General features: G+C 59.1%; 18 protein-coding genes. 13 read left to right on the forward strand and 5 right to left on the reverse strand.

Translation table 11 applies throughout. From position 1 onward, the window contains the following. Positions 1-120 precede the first annotated feature (120 nt). Both LOY55_RS03515 and LOY55_RS03520 read left to right on the forward strand, forming a co-directional pair. Positions 121-792: a histidine phosphatase family protein gene (locus LOY55_RS03515; protein WP_223522685.1), complete on the forward strand. Its 672-nt coding sequence runs from the start codon at positions 121-123 to the stop codon at positions 790-792. Between the two features lie 25 nt (positions 793-817). After that, a complete protein-coding gene (locus tag LOY55_RS03520; protein ID WP_109787487.1) occupies positions 818-1,681 on the forward strand; it encodes a phosphatase PAP2 family protein in 864 nt (287 codons plus the stop codon). On the opposite strand, the gene LOY55_RS03525 is transcribed toward LOY55_RS03520, so the two are convergent. Both LOY55_RS03525 and LOY55_RS03530 read right to left on the reverse strand, forming a co-directional pair. Further along, positions 1,632-3,083, reverse strand: coding sequence for a glycosyltransferase family 39 protein (locus LOY55_RS03525; RefSeq protein WP_223522686.1), 1,452 nt, complete (start codon positions 3,081-3,083; stop codon positions 1,632-1,634). The genes LOY55_RS03520 and LOY55_RS03525 overlap by 50 nt on opposite strands. 221 nt (positions 3,084-3,304) lie before the next feature. Next, positions 3,305-4,711 (reverse strand): DUF2252 domain-containing protein, encoded by a 1,407-nt coding sequence (locus LOY55_RS03530; RefSeq protein ID WP_223522687.1) that lies wholly within the window; start codon positions 4,709-4,711, stop codon positions 3,305-3,307. 144 nt (positions 4,712-4,855) lie between these two features. Between LOY55_RS03530 and LOY55_RS03535 the strand changes: the two genes are divergently transcribed. The 3 genes from LOY55_RS03535 (at position 4,856) to LOY55_RS03545 (ending at position 7,292) form a co-directional block, all read left to right on the forward strand. Beyond that, on the forward strand, positions 4,856-5,770 hold the full coding sequence (locus LOY55_RS03535) for a YeeE/YedE thiosulfate transporter family protein (RefSeq protein WP_109787485.1): 915 nt from the start codon (positions 4,856-4,858) through the stop codon (positions 5,768-5,770). Positions 5,771-5,844: 74 nt separating this feature from the next. Beyond that, the gene (locus LOY55_RS03540) at positions 5,845-6,096 is read left to right on the forward strand and encodes a helix-turn-helix domain-containing protein (RefSeq protein ID WP_077430915.1); all 252 of its coding nucleotides are present in this window, start codon (positions 5,845-5,847) and stop codon (positions 6,094-6,096) included. Then, complete coding sequence (locus tag LOY55_RS03545) at positions 6,093-7,292, forward strand: type II toxin-antitoxin system HipA family toxin (RefSeq protein WP_223522688.1); 1,200 nt, start codon at positions 6,093-6,095, stop codon at positions 7,290-7,292. Before LOY55_RS03540 ends, LOY55_RS03545 begins: the two co-directional genes overlap by 4 nt. A gap of 187 nt (positions 7,293-7,479) precedes the next feature. Here the strand turns inward: LOY55_RS03545 and LOY55_RS03550 are convergent, their stop codons facing one another. The 3 genes from LOY55_RS03550 to LOY55_RS03560 all read right to left on the reverse strand — a co-directional run bounded on the left by LOY55_RS03550 (position 7,480) and on the right by LOY55_RS03560 (position 9,832). Next, on the reverse strand, positions 7,480-7,737 hold the full coding sequence (locus tag LOY55_RS03550; RefSeq protein ID WP_109787483.1) for a hypothetical protein: 258 nt from the start codon (positions 7,735-7,737) through the stop codon (positions 7,480-7,482). Between the two features lie 35 nt (positions 7,738-7,772). Next, positions 7,773-8,153, reverse strand: a complete 381-nt coding sequence (locus LOY55_RS03555; protein ID WP_223522689.1) for a DUF6124 family protein — start codon at positions 8,151-8,153, stop codon at positions 7,773-7,775. 710 nt (positions 8,154-8,863) lie between these two features. After that, positions 8,864-9,832, reverse strand: coding sequence for a hypothetical protein (locus tag LOY55_RS03560; RefSeq protein ID WP_223522690.1), 969 nt, complete (start codon positions 9,830-9,832; stop codon positions 8,864-8,866). Between the two features lie 397 nt (positions 9,833-10,229). On the opposite strand from LOY55_RS03560, the gene LOY55_RS03565 reads away from it, so the two are divergent. The 8 genes from LOY55_RS03565 to pelG all read left to right on the forward strand — a co-directional run bounded on the left by LOY55_RS03565 (position 10,230) and on the right by pelG (position 23,379). Next, entirely contained in the window at positions 10,230-11,162 is a 933-nt protein-coding gene (locus tag LOY55_RS03565) for an NAD-dependent epimerase/dehydratase family protein (protein ID WP_046031877.1), read from the forward strand. 63 nt (positions 11,163-11,225) lie between these two features. Continuing rightward, positions 11,226-14,039: a bifunctional glycoside hydrolase 114/ polysaccharide deacetylase family protein gene (locus tag LOY55_RS03570; RefSeq protein ID WP_223522691.1), complete on the forward strand. Its 2,814-nt coding sequence runs from the start codon at positions 11,226-11,228 to the stop codon at positions 14,037-14,039. Next, a complete protein-coding gene (locus LOY55_RS03575; RefSeq protein WP_223522692.1) occupies positions 14,017-17,610 on the forward strand; it encodes a tetratricopeptide repeat protein in 3,594 nt (1,197 codons plus the stop codon). Before LOY55_RS03570 ends, LOY55_RS03575 begins: the two co-directional genes overlap by 23 nt. A 28-nt stretch (positions 17,611-17,638) precedes the next feature. After that, positions 17,639-18,157, forward strand: coding sequence for a penicillin-binding protein activator LpoB (locus LOY55_RS03580; protein WP_223522693.1), 519 nt, complete (start codon positions 17,639-17,641; stop codon positions 18,155-18,157). A gap of 5 nt (positions 18,158-18,162) precedes the next feature. Continuing rightward, positions 18,163-19,530 carry a PelD GGDEF domain-containing protein gene (locus LOY55_RS03585; RefSeq protein ID WP_223522694.1) on the forward strand — a complete coding sequence of 456 codons (1,368 nt, stop codon included), beginning with the start codon at positions 18,163-18,165 and terminating at the stop codon, positions 19,528-19,530. Then, entirely contained in the window at positions 19,508-20,497 is a 990-nt protein-coding gene (locus LOY55_RS03590; RefSeq protein ID WP_046031882.1) for a hypothetical protein, read from the forward strand. The genes LOY55_RS03585 and LOY55_RS03590 overlap by 23 nt, the downstream gene beginning before the upstream one ends. Then, complete coding sequence (pelF, locus tag LOY55_RS03595) at positions 20,494-22,008, forward strand: GT4 family glycosyltransferase PelF (protein ID WP_109787477.1); 1,515 nt, start codon at positions 20,494-20,496, stop codon at positions 22,006-22,008. Before LOY55_RS03590 ends, pelF begins: the two co-directional genes overlap by 4 nt. Next, positions 22,009-23,379 carry an exopolysaccharide Pel transporter PelG gene (gene pelG / locus LOY55_RS03600; protein WP_223522695.1) on the forward strand — a complete coding sequence of 457 codons (1,371 nt, stop codon included), beginning with the start codon at positions 22,009-22,011 and terminating at the stop codon, positions 23,377-23,379. Positions 23,380-23,388: the final 9 nt, after the last annotated feature.

Below are 23,388 nucleotides of genomic sequence, written 5' to 3' on the forward strand. Positions count from 1 at the left end.
TAACAAGACTTTGCGCGGGTTTCAGCTTTTTTTCACATGACTTTCACTTGCTGCCAACGCACGCCTCGCTAACTTCCCGGGATTAAATGACAGTGGTACGTGCCGGCGAGGCGGCCTGATGTGGAATTGAGACTGAATCTATTCGGGATAAAGCGCTCGATTGATTTGAGCCGCTATGCCCGTTTTCGTAATGCGGCGGTGGTGCTGGCCTCTGCGCTGCTGGTGATCCCGTTGACGCTATGGCTGTTGCAGCCCGCCGCTGTGCCGGACCTTGCCCATGGCAATTTTGCCGGTGCCAAGGCATTGGCGGACGGTTGGACCAAGGGCGACATGATTGTGCTGGTGCGCCATGTCGAGCGCTGCGATCACTCCACCGCCCCTTGCCTGGTTGGAAACGATGGCATCACCGAGCGTTCCCGAGGCGTCGCGGCCAGTGTGGGCGCGCACTTCCAACGGCTCGGACTGAACAAAACCGACATTTACCACAGCCCGATCCTGCGGGCTGCGCAAACCGCCAGTTATATGTTTAACAAGGCAGGCGTCGGCGAAGACTGGCTAATCAGCTGCAAGGGCACTATGTTGCGTGATGCGCTGGCGCACAAAGCGGCGGGCCGCAATCTGGTTCTGGTGACCCACAGTGAATGCATGGATCAACTTGAAAAAGACCTCAAGTTGCCAGTCTCCACCCTGGATTACGGCGCTTCGCTGTTTATCTCCGCTCCAACACCGCAAACGACTCACATGCTGGGTTTCATTGAGGCCTCCGACTGGAGCGCGGTGACCACCGAATAACTTTTTATCTGGATCAGGACACACAATGCTGAATTTTTCCCGACACCGCTTTTACTGGGTGAACTTCGGTATTGCGCTGGTTTGCGCGGCCGTGGTTTTCCTGATGTTCGACATGACCACAATCGATATCGCGTTCAGCAACCTTCTTTTTGATCCAGTCAGCCAGACTTTCCCGCTCGACAAGGTGCACTTCTTTGAGAAGCTCACCCACAAGTGGGCGCGCATCATTCCCAACTGGACCGCTGAAATCGCCTTGATCGGCGCGATGCTGTCGTTTGTCTGGCCGCGGATCAATACGCAAAAGCATCCACGCCTCGGCGGTTTTCTGGAGCGCAGCAAAGCTGCTTCCGTGCTGCGGTTTACCTACGAGCATCGCCGTGACTTCATTTTTGTAGTGGTGGCGTTTGCCGTTTGCACCGGCGTGATCCATTTCCTCAAGGCGCACACCAGCGTGTACTGCCCAATTGAAACGACCCTCTATGGCGGCAAAATTGCCCACATGGAGTGGTACAACAACTTCCAGCTGTTCAGGGAAGCCGGTGACGGTCGTTGCTGGCCAGGTGGTCATGCGTCGGGTGGTTTCACCATGCTCGCGCTGTACTTCGTGGCACGCCGTTACCAATGGCGTTTTTCCAAAGCCGTGTTGTGGGGCTCGTTGATTCTCGGTTTCGTCTATGGCACCACGCGCGTTCTGCAAGGCTGGCACTACATGTCCCACACCTTCTGGGCCGGGATCTTCGTCTGGCTGGCGTGCTTGCTGACAGCCCTGGCGTTTTATGGACGGGCAAGGCTGGATGTGCCGGTGCTGCAAAAGGCCGAGCGGCGCAGCGCTGAAGCACTTACAGATTTACAAAATAGTAAGCCTGTCGTCCCACCATCAATGTCTTGATCACCTTCAACGGCGCGGCAGGTTCGGTATCACCGGACATGACCGCCACGTTGGACGCTGACGCCGCCAGAAACTCATGCAGTTGCGCGTCAGTGTCCAGGCCCTTGAGCAGGCGCTGGGCGTAGAACACGCTGGCGCCACCTACTCGCTCATTGGCCTGGAACAGGGCAACGTGCTGCCCGTTGTCCTGCAGGGTTTGAATCTGCGCAGTCAGCGGCACAAAGGACAAGCTGCTATCAGCCTGGGGTAGCAACCATTGCGCGGTGGCGAGGTAGCTGCCCATCACCACGGCGAGCACGCCGATGACCCCTCCACGTCGATGCCGTGCGATCCAACCCCACACGGTTGCGGCGGTTTCACGGGCCTTCAGTCCTGCGTACAACACACTCGCGTATTCCGCTGCAATCACCGCTGCCGCAGGTGTCATCGACATCAGGTACACGGTGCGTTTGCTCGAGGCCAGTGTCAGCACGGCGAACTGCGCCAGCAGCCACAGCGTAAAAAACAGCAAGTAACGATTGGCCATCAGACTTTTGCGAAAGTGCCACAGCCCCAGATACACCAGAATGTTCCAGGGTAAAAACGCTTGCGGCAGCTTGGCCAGGTAGTAATAGAACGGCTCGTAATGCCCTGCTTCAACGAAGGAACCGCTAAAGCGCCCGACGCTGTTGGTCAGCAATACATCCGTCACCGCCTGTGTGCCACCGCGCTGATACAGCAAGGCGAGCCAGACCAACAACGGCACCAACCCCAGCAACGTCAGCAGTCCGGGGCGCAGCCAGTCCGAGAGGGTCAGGCGTTTGTCGATCAGGGTTTCGGCCAACAGATACGCGAAAATCACCACGCCCGGCATCGCCAGGCCCAGCACGCCTTTGCTCAAGGTGGCGATGGCAATTCCTGAAGCAAACAGCAACGCATTACCGAGCGTCGACTGGCGTTGCGGTTGCCTCACACCCTGGAAAAACGCCAGCAACGCCACGGTCACACCCAAGGCCAGCAAGGCGTCTTCGCCGACGCTACGCACATTGCTCCAGTAGCTGGCCATGGTTGCGAGCAGGATGCCCGCCGTCCACGCGATTTCTTTGGGGCGGCCGAATCGGCGCAGCATCGCGTAAAGAACCATCACGCTGAACAACCCGGCAAAGGCCGACGCCAGCCGCACCGCCCACGGGGTGCCACCGAACACGCGGATCGCCGTGGCGTCGAGCCATAGGCTCAAGGGAGGTTTTTCCAGAAACGGCTCGCCGAACAAGCGTGGTGTCACCCAATCGTTGTCCAGGTGCATTTCCATGGCGATCCCGGCCACTCGAGCCTCTGTGGAACCTTGCAATTGGTAATTGCCCAGCGCGAAGAAAAACAGCAAAGCAGCAAGCAGAAACAGGGAGGAGGCAGCGCGCGACATGGGCTTGTGGTGACCGGGAAGGAGGGTGAAGAGCCGATCATAGGCAACGAAAGCTGAACGATATGTGAACGCTGGGTGGATGTTTCCTTCAGGCAAAAAAAAGCCCGCGGGAGGGCGGGCAAACCGTAGTTTCTTGAATGAGCGTGTGCACTGTACCGATTGCCGAGGCGCGTAGGGGTGAAGAAAAGTTCATCTAGATGAACGCCCCTGCACGCGAGTGCCTATGGCAAATGATCGGCTGCAAAGTCCACTTCTGAACGTGCCGTTAACCGGCCCTTGCGGCAGGCTTGCTGGAAGCGTTCGTAGTCGCGCTCATTCTGTTCGGTATAGCTTTTTGCATACTTGAACAGCGCATCGGCCAGCGCGTCGCTCTTGCCGACATACCCGCTGATCTGTGCCGCATAACCGGAGGATTTGGCATGCGCACGGGCGAGGGCGCGGCCGCAGACTCGCCCATAGGCCGCGAAAGTCTCCGCATCGAAGGTTTCGAGTTCGGCGGAAATTTTCATGTCGCGCAACTGGCGCACATAAAAGTGTCGACCGCTGGGGCCGGTGGTCCAGCCGAGGAACAGGTCGCTGGCCGATTGCATCAGCCGTTGACCATCGACCACCCGTTGACCGTCATGGCGTACCCCTGACTTGGCCTTCACGTAATCGGCCAGCACTGAGCGCCGCGCTTCCTTGAATTGCAGGAACAGCGGGAACTCCTGGTCATCCGTCAGCAATGCCACCAGGCAACGCGTGCCAACGCTGCCGACACCCACCACTTTGAACGCCAAGTCTTGAACATGAAACCGAGCGAGCAATTCGCGTCGGTCGGTTTGCAGTGTGTTTCGGTAATCACGCATGAAGGTTTCGTATAGGGGCCGCCAGTCCGCAAGGCGCAACCAGTCATCCTCGGCATCAAGCAGTGTGGTGTGTTTGTGCAGGTGGAAAATTTCCGGCAGGTCATCGCGAATAATCAGGCGACCTTGAGCGTCGCGCTCGCTGATTTTGGGCAGCAGTTCAGCATGTGTACGCCGTTCGGCTTTTTCGATAGCGCGTTCCACGTGCTCCAGCGTGCTTTTGTTCGCCTGCTTGAGCAGATCGTCATAACTGATGGACTCGTACCAGTTTTCCAGCGAGCCTTGTTGGGCGCACTCGAACATGGTTTGTTGGTAGGCGCCGACCACTTGGCGGCAGACGGTTTCTTCAACCGTCTCACCGTGGCGCAGGTCGCGGGCCGCCACCATGAAACTCGCCACCAGACGTTTCAGGTCCCATTCCCAGGGGCCGGGATGGACTTCGTCGAAATCGTTGACGCTGAACAACAGGTTGCGCTCGGGCGTGGCAAATCCGCCGAAGTTCATCAAGTGGCAATCGCCACAGATCGTCGAAATCAGGCCCATGTTCGACGTGCCCGCCAAGTCGTGGGCTTGCAGCAGTGCGTTACCGCGATAAAAGGTAAAGGGCGAAACCAGCATGCGCCCATAACGCAGCTCGACCAGCGATTTGATCCGGCCTTCACTGGACCGCTTGATCAGCGGCAGCGGATCACGCGTTACTTTCCCGGTGGACGCCTGCGAACTGCGCGGGCAGCTTTTGCGAGCATCCTTGCCTTGCTTCAAGCGGTCTTCGAGGGGCGTCATGAGGGCTCTTTTCTGGTCGGCATAAAAAGACGAATTCGAACTGAGTGTAGAAGGGCTTTGCAGGCTCATCCGAAGTGTTTGAGCAGCGACTAATCTGTCCTTCATGCCCTGATGACTTCTCGCTGCCCGGCAACAAGGAGGTTTGTGCTCTCACTGCTGATTTCGCTGCTGCTGGCCTTCCTGATCGGCTGGGTGTCCCAGCGCATGGGCATGTGCCTGGTCAATGCCACGGGGCAGTTGCTCAAGGGGCGGCCGACGTTGTTTGTGGCGTTGATCACGTGCGGTTTGTTCGGCCTGTTACTGGCGCCGCTCTACGCATTGCTGGGTGTCAGTCAGCCGCTGTTCATTCCTGAAATCGGCTACCTGTCACTGGTCGGGGGCGGGCTGTTGTTTGGTCTCGCCTCGGTCCTCAATGACGGTTGCAGCGTCGGCACACTCACCAAACTCGCCAGCGGCAACCTCAACAAAGCCTTCACCCTCTTCGGCTGGGTGCTGGGGATCGTCCTCTGGTACCACCTGAACATGCTCGCCGAACACAAAGCCCTGCAAATGCCGACCATCACCAGCCGCCACTACTGGCTGACCCTGGGCATCGTCCTGCTGGTGCTGCTGTTGCTGATCCGCGTTCACGGTGACAAACACCTGGTCCTGTCCAGCATGCTGCTGGGCGCCCTGACCAGCGCCCTCTACACCTTCGAACCGCTGTGGACCCCGAGCGTATTCATCTACAACGTTTCGCAACTGTTCTGGGACTCGGGGGACAGCTCCCTGACCAGCCGGCGGGTGGCCGTGTTCGTCGTGCTGTTGCTGGGGATGCTCAGCTACACGCTGCATCGCCGAACCTTCAGCTACCAGCGGTTTGATGTGATGGCCGCAGGGAAGCATTTGCTGGCGGGGGTGCTGATGGGGATTGGGGCGTCGATGATGCTGGGGGGGAATGACTCGCAGATCTTGTTGGTGTTTCCAACGATGACGTGGGTGGGGGCGGTGCCGTTGGGGGCGATTGTTTTGGGGATATTGGTGGGGGTTGGAGTGAGGCGGATTAGCGGCCGAATTTGATAAGTCAGCAATTCGGGTTAGCTTGAATGTTGTGTATACGGTACATTGAGTTATAAATGTTACGGTAGCTACACATGGACTATTCTCTGATCATCACTCGCCTTGGCGATCAAATACGCGAAAAACGTATCAATCGTGGACTGACGCAAGCCCAGCTTGCCGAACTCGCCGGGCTGACACGATACAAAGTTATCGCGGTAGAAAAGGGCACCGTTTCCGTCGGAATGATCGCTTTTGCGCGAATTCTAGCCGCACTGGATTGTGAACTATCGGTCATTCCCGCGGCGATGCCGACGCTGGAAGAACTTGGGGATATGTTCGAATGAAAATGACCTCTCTGAACGTCAGTACACCGGAGGGTCGTAGCGGCAGGATCCTCACTAGCGGCCAGGATTTCCTCTTTCGTTATGACGAAGATGCATTGCCTCCCATGGCAATCAGTTTGTCGATGCCAGTGAGACCTGATGAGTTCCGTCGGCGTGAACTGCACCCTATTTTTCAGATGAACTTGCCGGAAGGTTATGTCCTGGAGCAATTACGTAATCGGTTGGCTAAAACCGTCAATGTCGATCCGATGTTGTTACTCGCCCTTTCCGGTAGCAGCTCTCCCATAGGACGGGTTCATGTGCGCTCCGAAACTGTCGATACCTTGCTGGCAGAACAACAGTTTCCGGGTGAAAAGCTCGATGAGATTCTGACGTGGGACGGAGCTGAAGATATCTTCGCTGACCTACTTGACCGCTACATTCTGCGTGCAGGTATTTCCGGTGTTCAACCCAAGGTGTTGGTACCTGAACAGCAGGAAACTGATTTGCCACGAGTCACTTCGAAAACATCTGACTTGATAATCAAAAGTGGTCGGGAAGAGTTTCCAGGGCTGGCGATCAATGAATTTCTTTGCATGTCCATTGCCAGGGAAGCGGGCATTCCCGTCCCGGAATTTTTCCTGTCCGATAATGCGCAGTTGTTTGTCATGCGGCGCTTTGACAGGGACGATCAGTTAAATCCGATTGGCTTCGAGGACATGGCAGCGTTGATGGGGCTTTCGGCCGATCAGAAATACAGCAAAAGTTACGCGGCAATTGCCAAGGCGGTACGGCTGTTTTGTCCGGCTAAACATTTGCAGTCTTCACTTGATCAACTGTTCGATAGCGTCGCCTTGAGTTGCATCGTCGGAAACGGTGACGCTCACCTGAAGAACTTTGGCTTGCTCTACTCCGAACCTACGCAGCGCGATGCGCATCTGGCGCCGGCTTATGACATCGTCAACACCACGGCCTATATCCCGGAAGATGTCTTGGCGCTGGATTTGGCAGGTAACAAGTCATTATTTGCCTCCCGCCAAGGGGTGCTGGAGTTTGCACAGACGTGTGAAATCGAGCGGCCGAAGGAGCGTGTCCAGAAGTTGCTGGCGGCGGTGGAGGCGGTGCTTGATCGTTACCCGCAGCATCGGGAGCGAGCGCCTCATGTAGTCACTGCCATTCAACAAGCGGCAGCGCCATTTATGCTGTCGTTTGGGTAATCGCGAATACCGAATGGCCTTTCACTGTAGTCAGCTCATTTAGTGCACGGGCCAATGCGGGGGGAGGGCCCTCAGAAGGCTGGGGGCGTGCTGAGCCTGTTGACTAGAAACACTTTGCTGAAAAAAAGCACCTGCGATGTTTTCGTCAGGTGCTTTTTTTAATGAGGCAGACTCAATAGCCATTCCGTTACATCGTCGAAACCTGCGCCTGCAATCGCCGACCGACGACATCCAGCAAATCGCAGCCATCGCGCAGCGACGTCACCAACCCCCGCGCCAGTTCACTGTGAACACCTTCGCCAACAGCGATGCTCTCCAGCAATTGAGTCGCGGTGCGGATGCGGTAAGCCGCGGTTTCGTGCAACACGTCCAGCGGTGCCTGGGTGTCGATCAGCAACGACGCGATGGTGCAGTCGATGCCGGTGACAGGCATGTATCGATCCATGACAAACCCTCCATTGTGTAAAAAAACACGACCACTCAGTGATTGGCGGATGCAACCTCGGGCAACCCGTCGGGCGGGTCGAGGTTGTCCAGTGCGCGGTTTACCAGCAGCTCGGCGAGTACGCTCAGTTGCTGAATGGCCAGTGCCACGTTGCGACGAGAGCCTTCGAGTTCACAAGCGAGGTCGGTGGTCATGACGTTGAGGGAAGCGAGGGTTTCGCAGGCGTGGGCCAGCAGGGTGGGAGTGTCGACGTCGGGGAGGAGGGTGAAGATGTGGCTGATGGGGTCGGGGCGTTTTGGGTTGCGGAGGCGGGCGCTGATGGTGCGTTCGGTGGTTTTGGATAGGTCTGATAAATCGAGGGGTTCTGACTCGGAAAGAGTCGGAACTTCAGGTTGGTTCGGGTTAGTTTTTTTCATAAAGGAACTCCATTTATTTTCTGGATCTCCACTTTTTCGGCCTGTCAAAACCGTTCGCTGGTTCACAGCGAAGAACCAAGGTTATCTGCCGGACGTGGTGTCCGCCAGTTCATGAAAGTCGATACGAGTTGCGGGAAGTTTCCTAGGGCGTGGACTACATATTTTTTTGCTGGGAAATCGGTCAATGCTGATCAGTTAAGCAATAACGCGATCCGTAGCAGCTGGCGAAGCCTGCGTCCGACTGCGCAGCAGTCGTAATACCTGCGTTTTCGGTTTTCCTGAAACACCGCGTCACCTGATTTCACGACTGCTGCGCAGTCGGACGCAGGCTTCGCCAGCTGCTACAAAAATTGCGTTACCACAGAAATTGCTTAACTGACTGGCATCAGGGAAATCGGTCTCTTTTTTTTCAAAAATACGGCTTGGGATAGCGCCCAAGAAATCTAGCTACATCACCAATCTATATTTCTTACGAGGCGTGTCCGTTGACTGCGATTACCTCAATGCTTGTCCTCTACCTCGGCACCTCAACAACTCTCCGTGATCATCAGATGAGCATTGACGATGGTGGTCGAGCTGCTTAAAGTCTGCGTCAACAACTAACCCATATCTCCGGCGTGGCATGACCATCTGGAGAACGGGGGGGAAGCCGACGAAAGTCGGTTTTTTCGTATCTGGGGTATGGAAGTTCAGGGATGCCAGATTATTTCTTAATACTCCACCCCCTCATCCCCTTTCAAAACCCACCCCGCCTCCCCAGCCTCCAACCGATACCGAACCTGCCGCATCTTCCCCGTCCTCCCCGCCCCAGCATCCGCACTCTCATAAACCGGAAACCGCCGCACCAGCGCATTCTCCACCACCGCAAACTCATCCTCCCCTTGATACCCCTCCGCCCACTTCGCGTTTTCACTAACCGGCGGAAGGTAAATCTCACTCAGCGACTTCTTACGGTTAGCCGCGTACGCCACCAACTCCCCCGGCATGCCGCGACCAGGTGATCGGGCGAAGACGTAAATCTCCGGCGAGCCGTCCTGGTCAAGGTCGGCGACTTCAGCGCGGGCGATGTTGCCGGTCTGCGGTCGGCTGATAGCCGAGTTGTCGATTTCCAGCCCTTGCGGCGAGATGCGCACCACCGGATTGCCGTCGACCCATTCGCCCTTCACCTGAAATCGAATGCCTTGCAGTTCAAGTGTTTGATCAAACGGCTGGGCGCTGTCCGAGGAGGGGCTGAGGTTCATGGACAGGCTGTAATTCGCCACTTCGTTGCGCCGTGCGGCGTTGCGCATGAGGTACACCTGAACCGTGTATTCGCCATCCACGGGCAACGGGCCCATGAAGTGGTTGCCCATGATCGAGCCGTTGAACAGCGCAGCGTCCGCGCCTTTGGCGCTGATATTGAAATAGACAGATGTGTTGGACGTCTTGAGGTCGACGGTCAGTATCTGGCCGGCCTTGGCGGTGGTGCGGTACTGCGCGGTGAGCCGGCCTTTGATGGACTCATTGAACCTGGCGCTATCGGTCCCCTTGTCGAAAGGCACTTGCTCGACCCGAGGTGCAACTTCAGTGGCGGCCTGTGCAGACGTGAAAATCACGGTCAACAGAATGGCGCCCAGCCAAAAATTCATATTTATTTTCCTGAGTACACCGACGACGAAAGGATAGATCAGGGAGTCCATTCGGCGCTGAAATCGATTCGCCACTGGCTCGATCAGCCGTTCGACTCTGGTACTTGATACGCAGCGATCAGCCTCAATCACGCCGTCATCGTCCAGTGGCTTGCGTCGATAAGCGGTGATGCGGTCGGGGTGGGCTAGCCGTCGCCTATGTGCCCCTCGAAACCGGCGCAGAGCCCCGTTCCAGACGAGTCTGTCGTTCTTTCTTGGCAGTAGCATGACATCTTGAATCTATTAAATGCCGCCAAATTAATGACGTGTTCGGCTGCGTTTTTTCATGCCTGATCAGATTAGACAAACTATTGACAGTGCGCTCCTGAACTCCCATTATCGGCCGCGTTTTGGTGGCCTTGCGCCATAAAGTCGGCGGAACCCGCTCTACTGTTCAGGGAGAAATGTGATGTTTGTCGAGCGAATACTGGTGACTGGCGGGGCGGGATTTATTGGTTCGCACCTTGTCGAAGCGTTGCTTGGCAAGGGCTACAAAGTTCGCGTGCTGGATAATCTGTCGACCGGCAAAGTCGATAATTTGCCAATGGACAATGCCCATCTCAACCTGGTCATCGGTGATGCGGCGGATGGCGCTGTCGTTGAGCAGGCCATGCGCGATTGCAGCGCCGTGGTGCACCTGGCGGCAGTGGCTTCAGTGCAAGCCTCGGTGGATGATCCGGTCAGCACGCATCAAAGCAATTTCGTCAGCACCCTCAACGTCTGCGAAAGCATGTCGAGAGCCGGGATCAAGCGTGTGGTGTTTGCCTCCAGCGCGGCCATTTACGGCAATAACGGCGAAGGCACGGCGATCCACGAAGACACGCCAAAATCCCCGCTCACACCCTACGCTGCCGACAAACTGGCCAGCGAGTATTACCTCGATTTCTATCGTCGCGAGCACGGCCTGGAGCCGATGATCTTTCGCTTCTTCAATATTTTCGGGCCACGCCAAGACCCGTCTTCGCCGTACTCCGGCGTGATCAGCATTTTCACCAAACTGGCCATGGCCGAACAGTCGGTGGCGATTTTCGGTGATGGTGGGCAGACCCGCGATTTCGTGTTTGTTAAGGACCTGGTGAGCATTCTCGTCCAGGCCCTGGAAGTGAGCGAACCGAGCCCCGGTGCGGTCAACGTCGGTCTCAGCCGCTCCACCAGTCTCAACGACCTGATCACTGAGTTGGGGAGTGTGGTCGGCACGCCACTGAAGGTGGTTCATCACGCGCCACGACAAGGCGACATTCGCCACTCGCGCGCCAACAACGCTCGCCTGCTCGAGCGTTTCACGCTCCCTGAGCCGACCACCATCGGCAAGGGTTTAGCGCAGCTTATCCGCAGTCTGTAATTCGGCCGAGTCACTCGGCTCGACGTTGACGCGGTATCGATTCAGTCAATTCAAGAGTGCGTTATGGAAATCGTTTTTCGCAGGACGCGTGTCCGCTCGGCCGCTAAACGGCTGCTGGCTGCCATCGCGCTTATCGTGAGTGGCCCGGCAGCCCAGGCTGCTGCCTTGCCACAACCCTCTAGTGTGACGTTTTGGTACGCCGATCAGCCGCCGATCCCGGAGCTCGCACAGTTCGACTGGTCGGTGGTGGAGCCCGGGCACATGACCCAAGGCGACGTCAAAACCCTGCGCGACTTGGGCAGCCAGCCATTCGCCTATCTGTCGATTGGCGAGTTCAGCGGCAACAAGGCCGACATCGAAAAAGCCCACCTCGCCGGCGCGATCAGCCCGGTGCGTAACGGCGCTTGGGACAGTCAGGTGATGAACCTTGCCGCGCCGGCCTGGCGTGAGCATTTGTTCGGTCGCGCCAAGGCGTTGCAGGCCGAAGGCTATGCCGGGTTGTTCCTCGACACCCTCGACAGTTTCCAGTTGCAGCCCGAGGCAGACCGAGAAACACAGCGTCTGGCGCTCGCCAGTTTCCTGCGCGAATTGCACCAGCGCCAGCCGACACTGAAGCTGTTTTTTAACCGTGGTTTTGAAGTGCTGCCCGAGCTTGATGGTGTCGCAGCGGCTGTGGCTGTCGAATCGATTCACGCTGGTTGGGATGCGACCGCCAAGCGTTATCGCCCGGTGCCTGAAGCCGACCGAGCATGGCTGGAAACCCAGATCCAGCCCTTGCGTGCCAAAGGCATCCCGCTGGTGGCGATCGACTACTTGCCGCCGGAGCGTCGCGATGAAGCGCGCAAACTGGCCGCGCGTCTGCGCGAAGAGGGGTTTATTCCCTACATCGGCACGCCTGAACTGGACTCGATGGGCGTCAGCAACATCGAAGTCCAGCCGCGCCGGGTCGCGCTGCTGTACGACCCGCGTGAAGGCGACCTGATTCGCAACGCCGGGCACACTTTGCTCGGTGGCTTGCTCGAATACCTTGGTTATCGCGTGGATTACCTGCCGGTCGACAACACCTTGCCGGAATATCGCTTCAGCGGTTTGTACGCTGGCGTCATCACCTGGATGACCAGCGGCCCGCCGCAGGATGCCCCGGCATTCAACAGCTGGATCGGCAAGCGTCTGGACGAGCAAGTGCCGGTGGTGTTTTTTTCCGGCCTGCCGATTCAAGACCCGCTGCTGCTCAAGCGTCTGGGCTTGAATCGTGCGGCGCCGATCGGCACGCAAGCGTTGAGCATCACCTATCAGGACAAGGCGCTGATTGGAGCGTTCGAAGCACCGGTGCAGCCCCGATCCCGTGACCTGACTGCGATCTCCCTGTTACCCAAAGGTCCAAAAGCCGCGCTGCTGTTGACCGCTGCTGATGGCCAGACCTTTGCGCCGGTGGCGGTGGGCGAGTGGGGTGGTCTGGCCCTCGCGCCGTACATTCTCGAAACCAACAACGAGCGCAGCCGCTGGATTCTCGATCCGTTTGCTTTCCTTCAGGCCAGCTTGCGCCTGCCGGTGCAACCACGTCCGGACACCACCACCGAAAACGGTCGGCGCATCGCTACCGTGCACATCGATGGCGATGGTTTCCCGTCCCGGGCTGAAGTGCGCGGCACGCCGTATGCCGGCAAACAGGTGCTCGACGATTTCATTCGGCCCAATCCGTTTCTGACCTCGGTGTCGGTGATCGAAGGTGAGATTTCACCGCGCGGTATGTTCCCGTTTCTCGCCCGCGAACTGGAACCGATTGCCCGTGATTTGTTCGCCGACCCGAAAGTCGAAGTCGCCACTCACACCTTCAGCCACCCGTTTTTTCTGCAACCTGAACTGGCCAAGAAGCGTGAAAATTTCAACCCTGAATACGGCCTGAAAATGGCCATACCGGGCTACGACAAAATCGATTTTCGCCGCGAGATTTTTGGCTCGCGCGACTACATCAACCAGCACCTCACCACCCCGGAAAAACCGGTGAAGATGGTGTTCTGGCCGGGCGACGCATTGCCGTCTGCCGCCACGATCAAACTGGCGTACGACGCCGGTCTGAAAAACGTCAACGGCGCCGAGACCATGCTGACCAAGGCCAACCCGTCGCTGACCGGTTTGAACCCGCTGCTGCGCCCGACCGAAGGGGGTTTGCAGTACTACGCACCGATCATCAACGAGAACCTCTACACCAATTTGTGGAAGGGGCCGTATTACGGTTTCCGCGATGTGATCGACACCTTCGAGCTCACCGACAGCCCACGGCGCTTGCGTGGGCTGCACCTCTATTACCACTTCTATTCGAGCACCAAGCAGGCCTCGATCAAGGCCATGGACGACATCTACGGCTACATGAAGACGCAGCAGCCGATGTCGCTGTGGATGAGCGATTACCTGGATCGTTTGCACGGGTTGTATCAGGTCAGTCTGGCGCGGACCGCCGAGGGCGCCTGGCAGATTCGTGGGCTGGACGCACTGCGCACCCTGCGACTGGACCCTCAAATGGGCTGGCCGGACCTGATGCGTTCGCAAGGCGTGGCCGGTGTTCGCGACTTGCCGCAAGGCCGTTACGTGGCCTTGAGCAGCGACCATGCGTTGCTGGTGTTGCGCCCTGATCGGGATAACCGACCGGCACTGGAGGAGGCCAATCTGCCGTTGGTGGACTGGCGCTATGTGGATGAGCACCAGGTGGACTTTTCGTTTGCGGGGCAGGTCGACCTGACCTTCTCCGTACGCTCGGCGGGCACCTGCCGGGTTGAAGTGGATGGACAACGTTTTGCAGGCAAGGCATCTGCCGGCCTGTGGACTTTTCAATTACCAATGAAGCAGGTGAGTCATGGTCAGCTCTTCTGCAACTAACTCCCCAGCAACTAAAAGCAGCCGCCTGCTCAATCCGTGGACATTGGCGGTGGTGGCAGTGGCGGTGGGTGGCATCCTTTGGCTGACGTTCCAGCGCGAAGAAGTGTTCCAGCCCGACGGTCGCGAGCCGGACGCGGTGTCGGCCAATTACGCCGAACTGCTGTTGTCGGCGCACCCGGACGACGATCACTTGCGACTGCAATTGGTCGACCTGTTGATCCGTCTCGGCGACTACACCAAGGCACGCCAGCACCTCGAAAACTGGCCGACACCGATGCCGGAGTTGCAGGCGTATTACCGGCTTGAACTGGACGCACTGGAAGCGGCGAAGGCGCAGGATCCGGTTGCGCAGAAAACCTTGATCGAGCGCTTGCAAAGCTTCGATCACCGGATGCTGCCGCTGCCGCAATTGCAGAACCTGGCCAAGCTTGCCCTGACGTTGCAGGCGCCGGCCTTCGCCGCCAGCGTCTACGAAGAAATCGCCGATCGTGATCCGGCGCAGCGCATCGAGGCGCTCAAGTCCGCCGCGCAGTGGTACCTGGGTGGTGAGCAGCCGGGGCGCGCAGCCGACATTTATCTGCTGCTCAAACAGGACAGCCAGCAAGCCTCAGAGCGTCGTGAGTATGCACAACTGGCGTTCAACAGCCTGTTGGCCGCTGGCCGTGGTGACCAGGCGTCGCGTGTGCTCGCCGATGAACTGGATCAGCTCAAGGGTCCGCAAACCGACGCACCGTGGCTGGAGCAGGGCGTCGATGTCGCCGTCGGCAGTCAGCGCTTTGATCTGGCGCAGCGCTTCCTTGATCAATGGCGTGTTTTGCAGCCGGACAACCCGCAAATACTCAGGAAAGAATTTGGCATGCGCCTGGCCCTCGGCGACCTGGCCGGTGCCTGGGAGAGCGGTCAACAGCTCGTGACCGAACACCCGGATGAGCCGGCCTTGCTGGAACAAATGGCGCACCTGGGTGAATGGCGTGGTGATGGTCAGGCGGCGCTGGCCTACTGGATTCGCGTGCTGGCATTGCACGAAGACCCGCAAACACGCGAGCACGCCTGGCGTCTGGCGAGTCAGCAGTTTGACTTTGATCAAGCCATCCCGTTGCTTGCCCAGATCATGGAGCAGCGTGCGCTGACCGACGTCGAACTCGATGCGTTGATCTACGGTCACGAATCGCGCGGCACACCGACGCAAGCCGAAGCGTGGTTGCGCGCTTACCTGAAAAAGTACCCGGCGCATCGTCTGGCCTGGACGCGGCTGGTGCAAAACCTGGAGAACACCGGGCAATACGCGCATAAGGCCGAGGTCTACCAGACTTACTCCAAACGTTTTGCACTGACCACTGCCGAGCGTGTCGATTGGGCCAACACCTACCTGAAGCTGTTCGACAATCAGTCGGCGTGGGGCGTGATGCAGGTCGATAACCGCAAGATCGCCGATGAGGAATATTGGCGCCTGCGCTCGGCGCTGGCCTGGGATCTGGAACTCGACAACGAGTTGCAGACGTCGCTGGAAAAACTGCTCACGCTGCGAGGCTCGCTCAACAGTGGCGACGAAAGTCAGCTGATCACGATGTACCGCACCAGCAATCCCCAGCGTGCGCTGACCATGATGGTCGGCAGTTGGAATCGTCTGCAAGACCCGCAGCGTCTGGTCGAAGCCTTGCAGCAAGCCCAGGATTTGCAGGACTGGCCGCAAGTGGCCGCGTTGCTCAAGAGCGCCGAGCAAAACCCGGACGCCTACGAGCAGGCTCAGGTACTGTCGATTCGGGGCGCCTTGGCGGTGCAGCAAGGGCAGCCCGAAGAAGCGCAGCGCTTGTACTTGTTGGGCTTGTCGCGTTACCCGGATGACAACCAGTTCCGCGAGCGCCTGATGTGGCTCTACATCGATCAGGGCAACACAACGGCTCTGAAACCGCTGCTGACCGAGTGGCGCAAGCAGGCGCGGGAAGACCGGATTCTGTGGTTGCCGTTCGCCAGTGCCAGCCAGTTGCTCGGTCGTGAAAGCGAGGCCCTGGCCTGGTATCGCCTGTACCTCAAGACCAGCCCGCAGGATTGGCTGGTGCGCGCAGCCTATGCCGATGCGCTGGAAAGCGCCGGTTATACGGACGCAGCTCAACGCTTGCGTCTGAAGTTACTGCGCAGCCCCGAGGGTGAAGAAATCAAGCCGTCGTCCCAGCGTTACGCGGTCTGGTTACGCCTGATGGCCAGCAGTTATTCGCCTGGCAAGGCGTCGCAGGAAGTGTCGCAGTGGAAAGACGGCTCGCCGGCGATGCTGCAATTGTGGTTCGAACGGTTGCTGGCGCGTCTCGACGCGACCAACCAGGAATCGCAGAAAGACCAATGGCTGGATTGGGCGCGCAGCCAGGGCTTGAAGGTCGAGCGTTATGAACAGATTCAGCAGGCCTTGCGCAGCCGCAACAAGCAGCACGTCGAAACGCTGTTGGCCAGCAACGACCTGAACCCGGCGCAACGCGCGCAGGCCCTCAGTCGTCTCGGCCGTTTCGGCGAGGCCCTGGACCTCAGCCAGTCCGCACTGGGTGACGATCAACCGGCCGCCGTGCGCGAGCAACTGCGTCGCCAGGCAGTGGAACTCCAGGAGCTCACTCCGCAAGGCGCGCTGCTGTCCTGGCATCAACAGGATTTCGGCGGCCTGGAAATCAACGGCCCGCGCTTGCAGGTCGGGCACAACATTGGCGATCAGTGGTACGCCGACGTTGAGCTGGAGCAGGGCACGTACAACAGCGATCAGTTGATTGAATCGCGCATGGGTGATGAGAACAACGCCGGCCTGACCTTGCAGCGTTTCGTCGAGGACGGCAGCTACAAACTGTTCGCCGACACCAGCCAGCGCAAGGACGACGACCGCAATGGCCTGGGTCTGTCCCGGACCTGGCAGTTGGGCGCCAGTGATCAAATCGAGAGCGGCCTGGACTGGCATCGCAAAAGCGAAGACAGCGGTTTGATGCGCGCTTTCGGTCAGCACGACAGCGTATGGCTCGGCGGTCGTCACGGGTTGTCGGCGCGAGACCAGCTCAGTTGGGAAGTGGCACAGAAATCGTTCTCCACCCGTGAAGGCGATTCCCTGGGCAACGGCCAGGCACTGAAGATGGAATACAACCACACGCTGGAATTCGCCGGACCTAACTGGACCCTGCGCAGCGGCGTCGATTACCAGCACAACAACGTGGATGACCGCACGCTCAATGACTTGTCCAGCGCCAACGGCGGCCCGGTGAAAAACGTTGATAACTCGGATGATCCCTCAGTCGTCACGGCCAGCGATCTGCTGCAAAGCCGCTACGGCCAACTGTATGTCGGCAGCTCCTGGCGTCGCGGTTTGCCGGGCGCATTGGTGCGCACTCGCCCGCAATACACCTGGCTGGTGGACGTGACGGCGGGCTGGCAATGGTTCGATCAAACCTTCAACTACGGCATCAACACCGGGATCGGCGTCGAAGTGCTGGGCAATGACGAATTGGCCCTGACCTTCGGTTACCAATCTGCGCCACAGGGCGGGGATGGTCAGGCGGGCGGAACACTGGGTGTGAGCTACGGCGTGCGTTTCGGACGCTGATCATCAACTGTTTACAGGAGTAATACCGATGCAAGCAATTCGTAATCTGAGCCTGGCTCTGGCCGTCCTGTTCGTCGCCGGTTGCGCCAGTTTCACCGGCGACACCAGCCCCAATCTGCCGCGTAACGCGAAGTGGGGCGTGGTGCCGATGGTCAACTATTCGCAGACCCCGCAGGCCGGCGAGCGCAGTGAGCAAATCCTGCTCAGCGTGCTCAGCAGCCACGGTCTGCAACCCCGGGTTTACCCGGCCAGCACCCAGGGCGAACAAGCCTTGATGGATGACACCGAACGCCTGGCCGGCGCGCTCGATTGGGCACGCGATCAGAAGCTCGATTACGTCCTGTCCGGCAGCGTTGAAGAGTGGCAGTACAAGAACGGTCTGGACGGCGAGCCAGCGGTGGGCATCAGCCTGCGCGTGCTCGAAGCCAGCAGCGGTCGTGTGCTTTGGAGCAAAAGCGGCGCCCGCGCCGGTTGGTCCCGTGAAAGCCTGGCCGGCACCGCGCAAACGGTGCTCGACACACTTGTTGGCGCCCTCAAGTTCGAGTGAATGCAATGAATTCTCCCCATATGGATTACAGCCTCGCGCCGCGTGCCAGCGGCCCGGTGTCTTGGCTGGAAACGCTGTTGGTGACCGGTGCGGCCATCGGCCTGGGCTTGTGGCTGACCCCGCAAGACCCGTTGCAAATGCACAGCGGTTTCCCCTGGCCGGTGCTGGCGCCGTTGCTGCTGGGTGTGCGTTACGGTTTTGTGCGCGGGCTGGTCAGCGCCAGTCTGTTGGTGATGGCGCTGTTCGCCCTGCGCTACGTCGGGCATGACGGCTACACAGAGCTGGATCCGTCGTTCATCGTCGGTGTGCTGGTCAGCGGCATGCTGGTGGGCGAGGTGCGTGATCTGTGGGAGCGACGTTTGCAGCGCCTGCAGATGGCCAACGATTACCGTCAGTATCGCCTCGATGAATTCACCCGGGCACACCAGATTCTGCGGGTCTCTCACGACCTGCTGGAACAGCGCGTGGCCGGCAGCGATCAGAGTTTGCGCAGTTCCCTGCTGGGCTTGCGCGACAAGCTGCGGGTGATGCCGAACGAAGGTGATGCGCTGCTCGCGCTGGCCGATCCGATCGTGACCATGCTCGGCCAGTACGGTGCGTTGCGCGTGGCCGGTTTGTACCGCGTCGACGAGCGTGAAGAAAATGTGTTGCCCGAAGCCTTGGCGACCATCGGCGTCATGGGGCCGTTGGGCACCGAGGACGGTCTGGTCAAGCTGTGCCTGGAGCGCGGTGAGCTGGTCAGCGTGCGTCAGGAACTGATCGATGCCGGCAGCTCGGCGCAATTCTCGTCGCTACAGGCGTGCATTCCGCTGATCGATGCCGAAGGTCGACTGCTGGCGATTCTGGCCGTGCGGCAGATGCCGTTCTTCGCCTTCCAGGATCGCACCCTGAGCCTGCTGGCGTTGCTCGCCGGGCACATCGCCGACCTGTTGCGCCGCGACCCGCAAGTCTTGCAACTGGCCGACGCCGACGCGCAGCAGTTCACGTTGCAACTCAAGCGATCGCTGGTGGATGTCGAGCAGCATCAACTGGCGGCCGGGCTGTTTGCCTTCGAAATCACTCGTCACAACGATGAGCTGACGCGTCTGCTTGAACGTAGTCAGCGCGGCCTCGATCTGCATTTGTCGCTGCGTAACAACCTCGATCATCAATTGCTGCTGGTGCTGCTGCCGTTGACCAGCCCGCAAGGTACTGAAGGCTATCTGGCTCGGATCAACCTGATGCTGCACGAGCACTTTGGCGTCGAAAGTAGCCTGGAAAGCCTTGGCGTACGCGTGCTGCCGTTCAACCTGGAGCCTGGCTGCGAACGCAACGGGCTGCGTAATTTCCTGTTCAACGAGTGTGGCCTGAATGATCAGCAAGTGGCTGTTTAGCGGAGCCTTGTTGTTAGAGGCGGGCAGTTGGGCCAGTTTGTGGCTCGCGGCGCCCGAGTTACAACAATTGCTGGTGTTCACCCTCAGCCACGGTCTGGCCTGCGTGATGCTGTGCGCGGCGGTGTGGCTTTTGCTGCCGGCGCGTTACCGTTCGCCGTTGCCGTGGAGCCCGCTGTTCATCTTCAGCCTGGCGTTTTTTGTGCCGGTGCTGGGGGCGGTGGGCGTGGTCGCGGCGATTTTCCCGGCGCTGTACCTGCCGCGCAAACGCGACAAGCAGGCCTGGAAAGCCGTGGGTATTCCGAGCCTGCCGTACCGCGCGCAGTTGCAACTGCACAAGCCGATCTTCGCCGATGGCGGTTTGCAGGACGTGTTGCGTCATGCGCCCGATCCGGATCAGCGTCTGGCCGCGTTGCTGGCCACCCGGCGCATGCCCGGCAAAGAAGCCGTGCCGATCCTCAAACTGGCGCTCGCGGACCCGAGTGACGATGTGCGGCTGCTGGCGTATTCGATGCTCGACAAGCAGGAAAGCGACATCAACCTGCACATCCAGATCGCGCTCGGTGAACTGGCTGACGCCAATGCCAAAGCGGCGGGCTCGCTGCATGGCCGGTTGGCGCGCTGGTACTGGGAACTCGCGTATCTGGGGCTGGCGCAAGGCAGTGTGCTCGAACACGTGCTGACTCAAGCGGGTGAGCACGCCGAGCTTGGCCTGGCAGCGGGCGAGGGCGGAGAACTGTTTCTGCTGGCCGGACGCATCGCCCTGGAACGTGGCGATATCGAGCGCGCCGAAGTGCTGCTCCGTCAGGCCCAGGAGAACGGAATGGGCGCGGCGCAGGTGCTGCCCTTTCACGCCGAGCTGGCATTCGAGGCCGGTCGCTATCACGAAATTCCCGGATTGCTGGCGCGCCTTCCCGAGGAAACCCGTCAGCGTCCGCCGTTCGCCGCATTGGTCAGGAGCTGGACATGACTCACAAGGAACAGGCACCCGTTGCCGACATTTGCCTGCTGCTCGAAGGCACCTGGCCTTATGTGCGCGGCGGCGTTTCCAGCTGGATTCACCAGATGATTCTGGGGCTGCCGGAGCTGACCTTCTCGGTGATGTTCATCGGTGGACAGCGTCAGGCGTATTCGGCGCGACGCTACGAAGTGCCGGCGAACGTGCTGCACATTGAAGAGGTGTTTCTCGAAGATGCGACGCATCCGACCGACACCCTTGGCGATCCGCGAGAGGCCGACGAGCAGCAATTGCAGGATTTGTATCGTTTCCTGCATCACCCGGATGCGCCAGAAGCGGAGCTGGGTGAACGCTTGCTCGACTGCATCGCACAGGGCCGCTTGACCCTCGACGACGTCTTGCGCAGCCGCGCCAGTTGGTCGGCATTGAGCGAAGGCTACCGTCAGCATTGCGCCGACCCTTCTTTCGTCAATTATTTCTGGACCCTGCGCTCGATGCAGTCGCCACTGCTGATGCTCGCCGAAGCCTCGCGCCGGATGCCGAAAGCGCGAGTGCTGCACTCGATTTCCACCGGTTATGCGGGCTTTCTGGGATGCATCCTCAAGCAGCGCTGGAACTGCACCTATTTGCTCAGCGAACACGGCATCTACACCAAGGAACGCAAGATCGACCTGGCGCAGGCCAGCTGGATCGCCGAGAGCTCCGGTCAGGCGTTGAACCGCAGTCTCGACGCCGGTTCGGGGTACATCCGCACGTTGTGGGTGCGGTTTTTCGAGCGCATCGGTCAGCTGACTTACAACAGCGCCGACAACATCATCGCGCTCTATGACGGTAATCGTCAGCGGCAAATCAAGGACGGCGCCATCGGGGCCCGCACGCAGGTGATTCCCAATGGTATCGACCTGCCGGTCTGGACGGCCGCGCTGGAATCCCGTGCGCAGGGTATTGCACCGGTGGTGGGGCTGATCGGGCGAGTAGTGCCGATCAAAGACGTAAAAACCTTTCTGCGGGCGATGCGTGGCGTGATCAGCGCCATGCCGCAGGCCGAAGGCTGGATCGTCGGCCCGGAAGAGGAAGACCCGGAATACGTCAACGAATGCCGCAGCCTGATGGCCAGTCTCGGGCTGGAAGGCAAGGTGCACTTTCTCGGCTTCCAGCGCATTCAGGACATCCTGCCCAAACTCGGCCTGATGGTGCTGACCTCGATCAGTGAGGCACAGCCGCTGGTGATCCTCGAAGCCTGGGCCGCCGGTACACCAGTGGTCAGCAGTGACGTGGGATCGTGCCGCGAGTTGATCGAAGGCGGCAGCGCCGAGGACCGTGACCTCGGGCACGCCGGCAAAGTGGTGGCCATCGCCGACCCGCAAGCCACCTGCGCGGCGATCCTCGAACTGCTGCGCAGCCCGCAACGCTGGGAGGCCGCGCAGGCCAGCGGCTTGTTGCGGGTCACTCGTTACTACACCGAAGCCTTGATGCTGCAGCGTTATCGCGATTTGTATCAAGCTGCCATGGAGAACAGTTAAATGGCCGGGATTGGCTTCGAACTGCGAAAAATCCTTTCGCGTGACTCCTACACCGCCACCTTGCACGCCTACGTGTACGCCGGCTTGATCAGCTCCGGCCCGTGGGTGTTGTCGATCATCAGCGTGATGTTGGTGGGGATCATCAGCCTCGGCTTGTTGCTGCCCAACGCATTGGTCGGGCAGTTTCTGGTGACGGTGACGTACCTGATGGCCAGCTCGTTGATCCTCACGGGCGGCTTGCAGCTGTTCTTCACCCGGTTTGTGTCCGACCGCTTGTTTGAACACAAGTACGATCAGATTCTGCCCAACCTGCTGGGCGTGTTGTTGCTGGTGACGCTGGGCGCCGGGCTGCTGGGGATTGTCGTGCTGGGCTTGCTGTTCGACCAGCCGCTGATTTACCGCGTGTTGGTCCTGGCCAACTTTGTGGTGCTGTGCAACTTGTGGCTGGTGATCATTTTTCTCTCGGGGATGAAGGCCTATAACCGCATTCTGCTGGTGATGCTGGTGGGGTACTCGCTGATGGTCGCGAGTGCTTACGTACTCAGCTTTCTGCAAATGCCGGGCTTGTTGCTGGCGCTGTTGATCGGGCACAGCACGCTGCTGTTCCTGTTCCTCTACGACATCCTGCGCGAGTACCGCGCCGAGAAACTGATCGCCTTCGATTTCCTCGCACGGCGCAACGTTTTCCTCAGCCTGCTGGCCACCGGCTTCTTCTACAACCTGGGCATCTGGATCGACAAATTCATGTTCTGGTTCAACCCCGGCACCTCCAGCGCAATTGTCGGCCCGCTGCGCGCTTCGATCCTGTACGACTTGCCGATCTTCCTCGCATACCTGGCGATCATCCCCGGCATGGCGGTGTTTCTGGTGCGCATCGAGACCGATTTTGCCGAGTGGTACGACCGACTTTTTCGGGCGATCCGCGAGGGTGAAACGCTGCAGCACATCGGTCAGCTGAAAACCGAAATGACCTTGTCGATCCGTCAGGGCCTGGTGGAAATCTGCAAGGTGCAGGGGCTGACGGCGGTGTTGTTGTTCCTGTTCGCACCGCGCTTGCTGGAGTGGCTGGGCATTTCCAGTTATTACCTGCCGCTGTTCTACATCGACTTGATCGGTGTGAGCATCCAGGTGGTGTTCATGGCCTTGCTCAACGTGTTCTTCTACCTGGACAAACGCACCGTGGTGCTGGAGTTGTGCGTACTGTTCGCGGTGTTGAACGCCATGTTGACCCTGTTCAGCATGTATCTGGGGCCAAGCTTCTTCGGTTATGGCTTTACCTTGTCGTTGCTGATTTGTGTATTGCTGGGTTTACACAGGCTGACAACCGCACTGGAAGATCTGGAGTACGACACGTTTATGTTGTCGCGCTGACGGATTATT

This window comes from Pseudomonas sp. B21-040 (genome assembly GCF_024748695.1).
Classification (GTDB): Bacteria; Pseudomonadota; Gammaproteobacteria; order Pseudomonadales; family Pseudomonadaceae; genus Aquipseudomonas.

Excerpts from the sequence above, each read along its gene's own strand:
- LOY55_RS03540 (WP_077430915.1), top strand. The coding sequence starts at position 5,845 with ATGGACTATTCTCTGATCATCACTCGCCTTGGCGATCAAATACGCGAA.
- LOY55_RS03555 (WP_223522689.1), bottom strand. The coding sequence starts at position 8,153 with ATGAAAAAAACTAACCCGAACCAACCTGAAGTTCCGACTCTTTCCGAG.
- LOY55_RS03530 (WP_223522687.1), bottom strand. The coding sequence starts at position 4,711 with ATGACGCCCCTCGAAGACCGCTTGAAGCAAGGCAAGGATGCTCGCAAA.
- LOY55_RS03525 (WP_223522686.1), bottom strand. The coding sequence starts at position 3,083 with ATGTCGCGCGCTGCCTCCTCCCTGTTTCTGCTTGCTGCTTTGCTGTTT.
- LOY55_RS03560 (WP_223522690.1), bottom strand. The coding sequence starts at position 9,832 with ATGGACTCCCTGATCTATCCTTTCGTCGTCGGTGTACTCAGGAAAATA.
- LOY55_RS03585 (WP_223522694.1), top strand. The coding sequence starts at position 18,163 with ATGAATTCTCCCCATATGGATTACAGCCTCGCGCCGCGTGCCAGCGGC.
- pelG (WP_223522695.1), top strand. The coding sequence starts at position 22,009 with ATGGCCGGGATTGGCTTCGAACTGCGAAAAATCCTTTCGCGTGACTCC.
- pelF (WP_109787477.1), top strand. The coding sequence starts at position 20,494 with ATGACTCACAAGGAACAGGCACCCGTTGCCGACATTTGCCTGCTGCTC.
- LOY55_RS03550 (WP_109787483.1), bottom strand. The coding sequence starts at position 7,737 with ATGGATCGATACATGCCTGTCACCGGCATCGACTGCACCATCGCGTCG.
- LOY55_RS03565 (WP_046031877.1), top strand. The coding sequence starts at position 10,230 with ATGTTTGTCGAGCGAATACTGGTGACTGGCGGGGCGGGATTTATTGGT.
- LOY55_RS03570 (WP_223522691.1), top strand. The coding sequence starts at position 11,226 with ATGGAAATCGTTTTTCGCAGGACGCGTGTCCGCTCGGCCGCTAAACGG.
- LOY55_RS03590 (WP_046031882.1), top strand. The coding sequence starts at position 19,508 with ATGATCAGCAAGTGGCTGTTTAGCGGAGCCTTGTTGTTAGAGGCGGGC.
- LOY55_RS03580 (WP_223522693.1), top strand. The coding sequence starts at position 17,639 with ATGCAAGCAATTCGTAATCTGAGCCTGGCTCTGGCCGTCCTGTTCGTC.
- LOY55_RS03520 (WP_109787487.1), top strand. The coding sequence starts at position 818 with ATGCTGAATTTTTCCCGACACCGCTTTTACTGGGTGAACTTCGGTATT.
- LOY55_RS03575 (WP_223522692.1), top strand. The coding sequence starts at position 14,017 with ATGGTCAGCTCTTCTGCAACTAACTCCCCAGCAACTAAAAGCAGCCGC.
- LOY55_RS03545 (WP_223522688.1), top strand. The coding sequence starts at position 6,093 with ATGAAAATGACCTCTCTGAACGTCAGTACACCGGAGGGTCGTAGCGGC.